This is a genomic window from Shewanella sp. ULN5 (assembly GCF_030731885.1).
GTDB classification, from domain to species: domain Bacteria; phylum Pseudomonadota; class Gammaproteobacteria; order Enterobacterales; family Shewanellaceae; genus Shewanella; species Shewanella holmiensis.
This window is the reverse complement of the sequence record NZ_JAPJEE010000017.1, coordinates 57,572-66,901: the sequence shown is the minus strand read 5'-3', so window position 1 is coordinate 66,901 and position 9,330 is coordinate 57,572. Positions and strand designations below refer to the sequence as shown.

The 9,330-nt window shown below is 43.0% G+C and carries 8 protein-coding genes; 2 read left to right on the top strand and 6 right to left on the bottom strand.

Annotated elements, in window-relative coordinates; translation table 11 throughout:
* Window positions 1–8 precede the first annotated feature (8 nt).
* From ORI98_RS14890 to priA, 6 genes are all read right to left on the bottom strand, one after another.
* The gene (locus ORI98_RS14890) at window positions 9–395 is read right to left on the bottom strand and encodes a gamma-butyrobetaine hydroxylase-like domain-containing protein (protein WP_188842473.1); all 387 of its coding nucleotides are present in this window, start codon (window positions 393–395) and stop codon (window positions 9–11) included.
* A gap of 150 nt (window positions 396–545) precedes the next feature.
* Window positions 546–1,871 (bottom strand): HslU--HslV peptidase ATPase subunit, encoded by a 1,326-nt coding sequence (gene hslU / locus ORI98_RS14885; protein WP_261299997.1) that lies wholly within the window; start codon window positions 1,869–1,871, stop codon window positions 546–548.
* 20 nt (window positions 1,872–1,891) lie between these two features.
* A complete protein-coding gene (hslV, locus tag ORI98_RS14880) occupies window positions 1,892–2,416 on the bottom strand; it encodes an ATP-dependent protease subunit HslV (RefSeq protein ID WP_188842477.1) in 525 nt (174 codons plus the stop codon).
* A 161-nt stretch (window positions 2,417–2,577) separates the two neighbouring features.
* Window positions 2,578–3,177: an SPOR domain-containing protein gene (locus ORI98_RS14875; RefSeq protein ID WP_261299996.1), complete on the bottom strand. Its 600-nt coding sequence runs from the start codon at window positions 3,175–3,177 to the stop codon at window positions 2,578–2,580.
* A gap of 2 nt (window positions 3,178–3,179) precedes the next feature.
* On the bottom strand, window positions 3,180–4,925 hold the full coding sequence (argS, locus tag ORI98_RS14870; RefSeq protein ID WP_261299995.1) for an arginine--tRNA ligase: 1,746 nt from the start codon (window positions 4,923–4,925) through the stop codon (window positions 3,180–3,182).
* A 146-nt stretch (window positions 4,926–5,071) separates the two neighbouring features.
* Window positions 5,072–7,267 carry a primosomal protein N' gene (gene priA / locus ORI98_RS14865; protein ID WP_306135752.1) on the bottom strand — a complete coding sequence of 732 codons (2,196 nt, stop codon included), beginning with the start codon at window positions 7,265–7,267 and terminating at the stop codon, window positions 5,072–5,074.
* 99 nt (window positions 7,268–7,366) lie between these two features.
* On the opposite strand from priA, the gene ORI98_RS14860 reads away from it, so the two are divergent.
* Complete coding sequence (locus tag ORI98_RS14860; RefSeq protein ID WP_306135751.1) at window positions 7,367–8,152, top strand: FimV/HubP family polar landmark protein; 786 nt, start codon at window positions 7,367–7,369, stop codon at window positions 8,150–8,152.
* A 164-nt stretch (window positions 8,153–8,316) separates the two neighbouring features.
* Window positions 8,317–9,330, top strand: a 1,014-nt coding sequence (locus ORI98_RS14855) for a FimV/HubP family polar landmark protein (protein ID WP_306135750.1), incomplete at its 3' end; no start/stop codon positions are given.

Genomic DNA, 9,330 nt, shown 5'->3' with positions numbered 1-9,330 from the left:
GCTTGTCATTACGAATATTTTATATTCATCGAAATCAATGCTTCGCGAGATCCTTTCTCTGCTCGAAGACGTGCTAAATATCGTTCCCAAATTTCCACTTGATGACTACCTAATTCATAAAGAATTTTCCATGAAAACAGCCCAGTATCATGGCCATCGTCAAATACAATTTTTACGGCATAATTACCAACAGCTTCAATTGCGTTGATATTAACCTCTTTTTTGTGGGTCACTAAAATCGGGTTACCATGCTGCTGAACCTCTGCAGATGGTGAGTGCACACGAAGCATTTCACAGCTGATGTTAAACATTTCGCCGTTGTCAAAGCTCACTTCTAACAACTTAGACTTACGCTTTAGTTTAATGCCAATAACGTTTGGGGTGGCTTCTGACATGTTATTACCTATAAAAAGTGGTTACCATAAAAAAGGATTAACGATAAATCGAGGATTTTAATCATACTCGATTTTGGCGTTAATCCCATTTTTATCATGCCTAAACGTGACATGTTAAGACATCATTTCAGCTTGATAGTGATCCAGTGTCTAAAGAATAAAGCGGCTTAGATCTTCATCTTGTACGAAAGTATCTAAGTGCTTATTCACATACTCGGCATCAATCACGAAGGTTGAACCTGACTTTTCTGAGGCATCATAAGATATCTCTTCCATCAGCTTTTCCATTACCGTATGCAGTCTACGCGCGCCGATATTTTCAGTGCGCTCGTTCACTTGCCAAGCGGCCTCTGCGATACGCTCAATACCTGATTCAACAAACTCGACAGTGACACCTTCAGTGCCCATCAAAGCCACGTACTGTTCGGTAAGTGAGGCATGTGGTTCTGTTAAAATGCGTTTGAAATCGTTAGCAGATAACGCATCTAACTCAACGCGAATAGGTAAACGACCTTGTAATTCAGGGATCAAATCAGATGGTTTTGACATCTGGAATGCACCTGAGGCGATAAACAAAATATGGTCTGTTTTTACCATACCGTGCTTGGTGGTTACCGTACAACCTTCGACTAAAGGTAGAAGGTCGCGTTGCACACCTTCACGCGATACATCAGGACCAGAGGTTTCACCACGTTTACAAATTTTGTCAATTTCATCTAAAAACACGATGCCATGCTGTTCGACTAACTCGATGGCTTGTTCTTTTAAATCTTCCTGATTAACTAACTTTGCCGCTTCATCTTCGATCAATTGTTTATAAGCATCTTTGATTTTCATCTTTTTACGCTTAGAGGTGTTCTGGCCTAAGTTTTGAAATAAGCCTTGAAGCTGATTGGTCATTTCTTCCATGCCTGGTGGAGACATGATTTCAACACCAATTTGAGGCGCAGTAACATCAATTTCAATTTCTTTATCGTCTAGCTGGCCTTCACGCAGTTTTTTACGGAAGATTTGACGAGTGCCTGAATCCTCTTTTTTCTCGGTTTCCCAATCTTCTTTTGGCTTAGGCAGTAAAGCATCTAAAATACGCTCTTCGGCAAGTTCTTCGGCACGAAAACGGCATTTCTTCATTTGCTGTTCGCGGGTCATTTTCACCGCAGAGTCAGTTAAATCGCGAATGATTTGCTCAACTTCTTTGCCGACATAACCCACTTCGGTAAATTTAGTGGCTTCTACCTTGATGAAAGGGGCATTAGCCAATTTAGCTAACCGGCGGGCAATTTCAGTTTTACCGACACCCGTTGGGCCGATCATGAGAATATTTTTCGGGGTCACTTCTTGACGTAAAGATGCGTCTAGTTGCATACGGCGCCAGCGATTACGAAGGGCTACCGCAACTGAGCGTTTGGCATTTTTTTGGCCAATAATGTGCGAATCGAGTTCATGGACAATTTCACGAGGGGTCATTTCAGACATAATTTTTCCTTTCGCTCGAATTAATAATTCAGCTCTTCAACGGTTTTGAATTGATTGGTGAATACACAAATATCGCCAGCGATGGTCAGTGACTTTTCTGCAATGTCACGGGCGCTTAATTCGGTATTTTGCAGTAAGGCAAGTGCAGAAGCGTGAGCATAGTTACCACCAGAACCTATGGCAATTAAATCGTGTTCAGGCTGAACAACATCACCGTTACCGGTAATAATTAATGATTCTTTGGTATCAGCAACCACTAACATGGCTTCTAACTTACGCAGCATTTTGTCGGTGCGCCAATCTTTGGCTAGTTCGACGGCTGACTTAAGTAAGTGACCTTGATGCATTTCAAGTTTAGTTTCGAAACGTTCAAATAAGGTAAATGCATCAGCTGTGCCGCCAGCAAAACCCGCTAAGACTTGGTTGTTATAAAGGCGGCGTACTTTTCGTGCATTGCCCTTCATGACAGTGTTGCCCAAAGACACTTGGCCATCACCTGCGATGACAACTTGGTTATTACGGCGTACAGATACGATTGTAGTCACAGTAAATCCTCTTCACTAAATTCAGCAGGTATAAAAAGCCTTCTGCTAATTGATATAAAGGATATGGGGGAGTGATTGGCGGTTTTCAAGTTAGAAAGGTTAACATTCGTTTATGAAAAAGCCCGATGTCTCGGGCTTTCATTTTTAGGTATAAAATAGCCTTATTGCCATAACCAAATCTGGCAGGTATTGATGCCCGCTTTTTGCATTTTATGGCGGCCACGTTCGCCATCACGCTTGCTTTCAAATGGCCCTAAAACGACACGATACCATACACCGTTAGTGCCTTCTGAGCGTTTGACCAAGGCTTCCATCCCCATGAAAGCAATGCGCGCTTTCATTTCATTGGCCTGGCTTTCTTGGCGGAACGAGCCACATTGCATTTGATATAAACCACTCGAGACGACGCCTGAATTAGGCACATCAACGTCTACACTTTTATTTTCTAACTCTTCAAGATAAGTCCATTCTTCTTGAGGTTTTGGTGGTAAGGCATTGGGATCTTTTTTGGCCACTGCTGGTTTAGTTGCTTGCTTGTCTGTGGCTGTCGACTTTGTCGCTGTGTTGATTGCAGGCGCTACGTCTTCTGAGCTGCCTTTAATGGTCCATAAAAAGTAACCAAATCCAGATACCAATACGATGGCTAGCAACCAAGGTATCAAGGGCATATTGCTTGATGAGGTGTTTCGTTTTGACGAACGCGCCCCTTTACCGGCCTTAGCGGCCGATTTAGGTTTGCGATTGGCATAATCTCGGCTCATATTTACATGCGCTCTAAGGTTTCAATGCCTAATAACGATAAGCCAGTTTTTAAGGTGTTAGCTGTTAATTGGGCTAATAACAGACGGCTTTGCTTTTGCGCGTCGGTGTCGGCCGCCAGAACGGGGCAGGCTTCGTAGAAGCTTGAGAACTCGCTGGCTAGCTCATAGAGGTAGGCACATAATACGTGCGGCTGACCTTTGTCTGTCATGCGGGTTAGCACTTCATTAAACTGCGCAAGCTTAGTCCCTAAGTCTTTTTCTTTCTCGTGCTCAAGTACAATTTTTGCCTGACTTAGGTCGATGTTGTCAGCACGCTTGAAAATACCCGCGACGCGAGTGTAAGCGTAAAGTAGGTAAGGCGCGGTATTACCTTCAAAGCTCAGCATTTGCTCGAAGCTAAAAATATAATCACTGGTGCGGTTTTTGGATAAATCAGCATATTTAACCGCGCTGATCCCTACTACTCGGGCAATTTCAGTTAAGGTTTGCTCATCCATATCAGGATTTTTGCTACGCACTAATTCCAGCGCACGTACATTGGCTTCATCTAATAAATCAACCAGCTTAACGACGCCACCGCTTCGAGTTTTGAATGGGCGGCCGTCTTCGCCGTTCATGGTACCAAAGCCTGTATGTTCTAACGTCATCTCTGGACGAACAAATTTAGCTAGGCGCGCAAGATTAAATACCTGCTGGAAGTGCAGCGCTTGACGTAAATCCACAAAGTACAACGCACGATCCGCTTTGAGTACATTTGAACGATAACGCATTGCGGCTAAGTCAGTCGTCGCATACAAATAACCGCCATCGGCTTTTTGAATGATAACAGGAAGAGGTTCACCCTCTTTGGTTTTAAATTCATTTTGAAATACGACTTTGGCGCCGTTACTTTCGGTTAATAAACCTTGGGCATCTAAGTCAGCAACAACTTGATCTAAATCGGCATTGTAGGCACTTTCGCCATGGACATCTTCGCGGGTTAAGCTAACACCTAAACGCTGGTATACGTCCAAACAATGGCTAAGTGAGATATCATTAAACTCACGCCATAATTTGTTGCAGTAAGTATCACCCGACTGTAGTTTTACCACTAACTGACGCGCGCGAGTTGCGAACTCAGTTGATTCATCAAAGCGAACTTTGGCAGCACGGTAAAAGTTTTCTAAATCAGATAATTCTAAGGCGGCCTGTTCACCTTGAGCCGCTCGTAATTCTTCCATATAAGCTAGCAACATACCGAACTGGGTGCCCCAGTCGCCTACATGATTTTGACGAATAACGTTATGACCTAAAAACTCCAATGCGCGGACTACGCTGTCACCAATAATGGTTGAACGTAAATGCCCTACGTGCATTTCTTTGGCTAGATTGGGTGAAGAGTAGTCAACAACGATATTTTGCTTGGCCGGTAATGGCACACCTAAGTGATCATCATTAAGCGCCTGTTGCAATTGGTTGGCTAGGGCATTGTCATCAATGAAAAAGTTAATAAAACCCGGGCCTGCGATAGCCACTTTAGCCACATGGGAAGACTTTGGTAACGTGTCGATAATAAGTTGAGCGACTTCACGCGGCGGTTTGCCCACCACTTTAGTGAGCATCATTGCAAGGTTGGTGGCTAAGTCACCATGGCTTTTATCTTTAGTGCGGTCCACTTGAATACGCGCTTGAAAATCAGCTGGCACAATACCTTGTTGTTGGAACGAGGCGATGGTTTGTTGTAGTAAAGATTCAATATGTGATTTCATGGGCCTTTGCTTGCACTAAATTCGTTAATGAATGACACGACAGAACCGCATATTTTAGCCGCTTATGGGGGTAAATTGCTATGTACTTGATAGAATTTTTTAAGATTCATCATTCTGAGGCAATTAAGCGTCCTAATAGCAGTCAATTACATTAAATCTTGTGGATCACGATCGATACTCCAGCGACATTTTTTGGTTTCAGGCAGTTGCTCGATTAAGTTTAAGATTTTTTCAAACTCAAGCTGAAGCCTTTGGCGTGTTTTGGCTTGAAACATCAACTGCCGACGATATTTACCGGCTTTGCGATCCAGTGGGGCTGGAATAGGACCGATTATTTCAAAGGCTTTGTCTTGGGGTAAAAGTTGACTGACTTTGGTTAAAAACGCGTCTGCGTCGGCTGCTGAATGAGCTTCTGCGCGAATGAGTACCATGTGCCAGGCGGGAGGCAGTTGTGCTAGTTGCCGCTCCTTAAGTTGTTCTCGGGCAAAATCGCCGTAGCCCTGACGTAATAAACTGCGCAGCAAGACATTGTCGCTCTGGTGGGTTTGTAATAGTACTTTACCGGGTTTGTCTGCGCGGCCTGCTCGACCTGAAACCTGAGTGTATAGCTGGCCAAAACGTTCAGGGGCGCGAAAGTCAGCACTGAATAATGCCCCATCTACATCGAGCAAGCCCACTAACGTCACATCCGGAAAATGATGCCCTTTGGCCAGCATTTGCGTTCCAACCAGTATTTTGTATTCGCCTTTATGAATGCCGTGCAGTTGTTTTTCTAGCGAACCTTTACGTCTGGTGGTGTCGCGATCAATACGAACCACAGGATAAGTGGGAAAAAGGGTGGTAAGTGCTTGTTCAAGTTGCTCTGTGCCCAAACCGTGCCCCATCAACATGGTGCTACCGCATTGATGACATTGTTTAGGGATCGCATACTGATTACCGCAATGGTGGCAGCAAATTTCATTTAAGCCTTGATGCACTGTAAAAAATGCGTCACAGCGATCGCACTCATGCAAGTGGCCGCATTCATGGCACAACAGTGCGGGTGCAAAGCCGCGGCGATTTAAAAATAACAGTACCTGATTGCCAGCATCTAGGTGCATGCGCATTTCATTAATTAGAGACGATGACATGCCGTTTTTAAGTGGCTGGTTGGTGATATCGATAATCCCTTGCTTAACCTTCTGCGCAGCTCCCGCTCGTTCACCTAATGTTAGGTGGTGGTAACGTCCAGATATGGCGTTTTGTAATGTTTCTAAAGAAGGGGTTGCAGTGCCTAATATGACCGGAATATCTTCATAATGACCGCGCATTACGGCTAGATCACGGGCATGGTAACGTACGCCTTCTTGTTGCTTAAAGCTGGCATCATGCTCTTCATCTAAAATAATAATTCCGGGGAACAACATGGGCGTAAAAAGTGCCGAACGGGTACCAATAATAATCGCAGCTTGTCCACTTCTGGCTTGGCGCCAAGCATCAAGACGTTGGTTGTCGGTTAAACCAGAGTGGATAACGGCAATGTTTACGGCAAAACGCCGTTTGAAGCGATTAATGGTTTGTGGCGTTAAGCCTATTTCAGGCACTAAAATCAGCGCTTGTTTGCCTTGCATTAAAATGGCTTCAAGCACAGATAGATAAACTTCCGTTTTACCCGAACCCGTTACGCCTTCAAGTAGGCTGCAATTAAAGCCTTGTTGTTGATTGAGTATCGATACCGCTACCGCCTGCTGTTTGTTCAATTTATGGGGTGTTTCAGTGATATCGAGTTGTTGGCGCCAACTTAAATCGATTGTGATAGTTTGTGCCTTTCGTTCAACCCAGCCTTTATCTTCTAATGCTTTTAGTGCTGCCTTGCTGTATTCAAGGCTGACAAATTCGTCATGGGTTAATGGGTGATCTTTCAGATCGTCGAATAATTTTTTTTGTGCGGGGGCGCGGTTTAGCATGCTAACCTGCACAGCTTGCCCTTGGCTGGTTAAGCAATATTGGATGATTTCTTGCGGGGCGGTGTCAGCCCCTTTTCGTAAGGCAACAGGTAAAGCCTGGCTGAGCATTTGGCCCTGGCTAGTAAAGTAATAGCGTGCCGCCCATAACGTTAGCTTATATAAAGCATCTGGCAATATCGCTTGGGTATCGAGAACTTGAGTGATGTTTTTTATTTGGTTCTCGGCTAAATCGCATTGATCCGTTATCGCAGTGATTAAGCCAATAAGTTGCTGGCGTCCGAAAGGTACTTTAACCCGTAAACCAACGGCAAGCGCCGAGACGTGTTTTTCTGCAACACGATAACTGAAGTTTCTTCGCAGTGGGACAGGTAAGGCAACTTCAACATACACAGGCATAGTTTTCCAAAAGGCAATTTAGGATGTTCATTCTAATGAGTAATTAGTGTAACGTTATCAGATAAATATAATATTCCGAATGCATAACAGGGTCGCGCAATGAAAAAACTTGGGTTTATGATTAACAGCCTAATATTAATAATGACTTTTTATTGCAGTATGTTATCTGCTGAAGTCTCACATGTCAGTATTAATAGTCGTCAGTTTGCTATAAACCAAGCCCCGTCATTAAAAGTGAATTTTATTTCAAAGCACAAAGATTTAAATCAGTTTTATTTCACTATCAAACAAGGTAGTGGCCAACATGCTGTCGAGCTGACACTTACCGCTAGCAGAATCAATCCCTACTTAATACATTTGCAAGGGGATGGATTGATAATGGATAGGCAGGCTAAGCTGATAGTCTCAATTTTTCGAAACGCAGATTGGCTTCAAATAGCCTCTCTACCGGTATTTGATGCACCTTTATCAAATAATGCGGCTGAATTAACCTCAGGTGTGAACCTTGATAATTCGCTATTAAAGCAAAAAAAGACTGGCATGGCGAACAGCGTCAAGCCTTCAGTGGCAATAGAGGACAGCCCTCTTAAAAAAGTAATGCAATTACCGACGATTGTGCCAGATTGTTTGGTAAATAATTCAGACAATGAAACTTTATGGAAAATTGCCAATAGGTACAAACTGCAATGGAATACCAATGTGTATGGCGCAATGTTAGCCATATTCGAAGTGAATACCAAAGCCTTCTCTAAACAGCGTATACATTTACTGTTAAAAGATGCGTCATTAAATTGTCCTGCACCCCATATTTTGGCGCAATATAATGATGTGTCAGCTGATCGACGCACTTTTGAGGCTTTACAGGCTAAGCATTTGGTTTTTTAAAGATGACCCTAAGAATTTATTAGACTTTAGTTGCGGTTAACGAGACTCATTCTATATAGTTGTAATGTTTTATATCATGCGTCATAGCAACCAATAGATATTTCAGTATCGATTAAAGTCTATAAAAATCGAATGCCAAGATAAAAAAGATAAAGGATTAATCAATGAAAGCCTTTCAGATATGTTTCGCGTTAGCGGGGTTAACAGTTGGCTCGTTAAGCCAAACTGTAATTGCTGATGTGAGCCATATTGGTATTGAAACAATGGGATTTGAGGCTGGCGAATTACCTAAACTGAATGTTAATGTTGTCAGTGACCATAATGATGTTTCTCTATTAACTTTTTATATTCGTCAGAAATATAAAAATACCGTAGTGCTTGAAAAACTCCTTGTCGATGATCATCGGCAAAATACCTTTGTATTACGTGGCGAAGAAAAAATTATTGACCCAAACTCGTCGCTTATTGTGTCTGAGTATCGTGATGGTAAATGGCAGCAATATTCTCCGATCAGTTTGTTTAACAACGACATGAATAAAATCTCAGCGAGCACCCAGGTCAACAAGCCCTTTGCGATTAAAACCATGAAATCTTCAGATGCTTACAAGCAGCGTTATCAAGCCGTAGCCAAAGACAGCTTGGCAAAACCTGAATACAGTTATGGGCGCTCTACCACTACCGCGCCCACTTCCACAAAAAGTACTGTATCTTCAGCTCCAGCTACATCCGGCTGCATGATTGATAAAACTTCAGCGGACACTCTTTGGGCTGTGGCCTCTAATCATGCAAAATCCTGGGGGACTAACGTGTTTGGAGCAATGGTGGCCATTTATCAAACTAACCCTAATGCTTTTATAAATCATAATATAAAAAAGCTAAAATCAGACAGTCAGTTAACTTGTCCTTCCGATGAGACTCTGGCGCAATTTACCAGCCCTAATCAAGATAAAAAAACTTTCGATATACTTGTTGAGACTGGTATTCCACTGCCCCATAGCGAATATGAATCTTCAGTGGAAATTGCACTTAAAGAAGATGAAGCACAATTAATTGTAAAAAATGAAGTAGTACAAGCTATTAATGATGAGTTTACTCGTCCTGCAGACACAGACACAGACACAGACACAGACACAGACACAGACACAGACACAGACACAGACACAGACACAGACACAGAC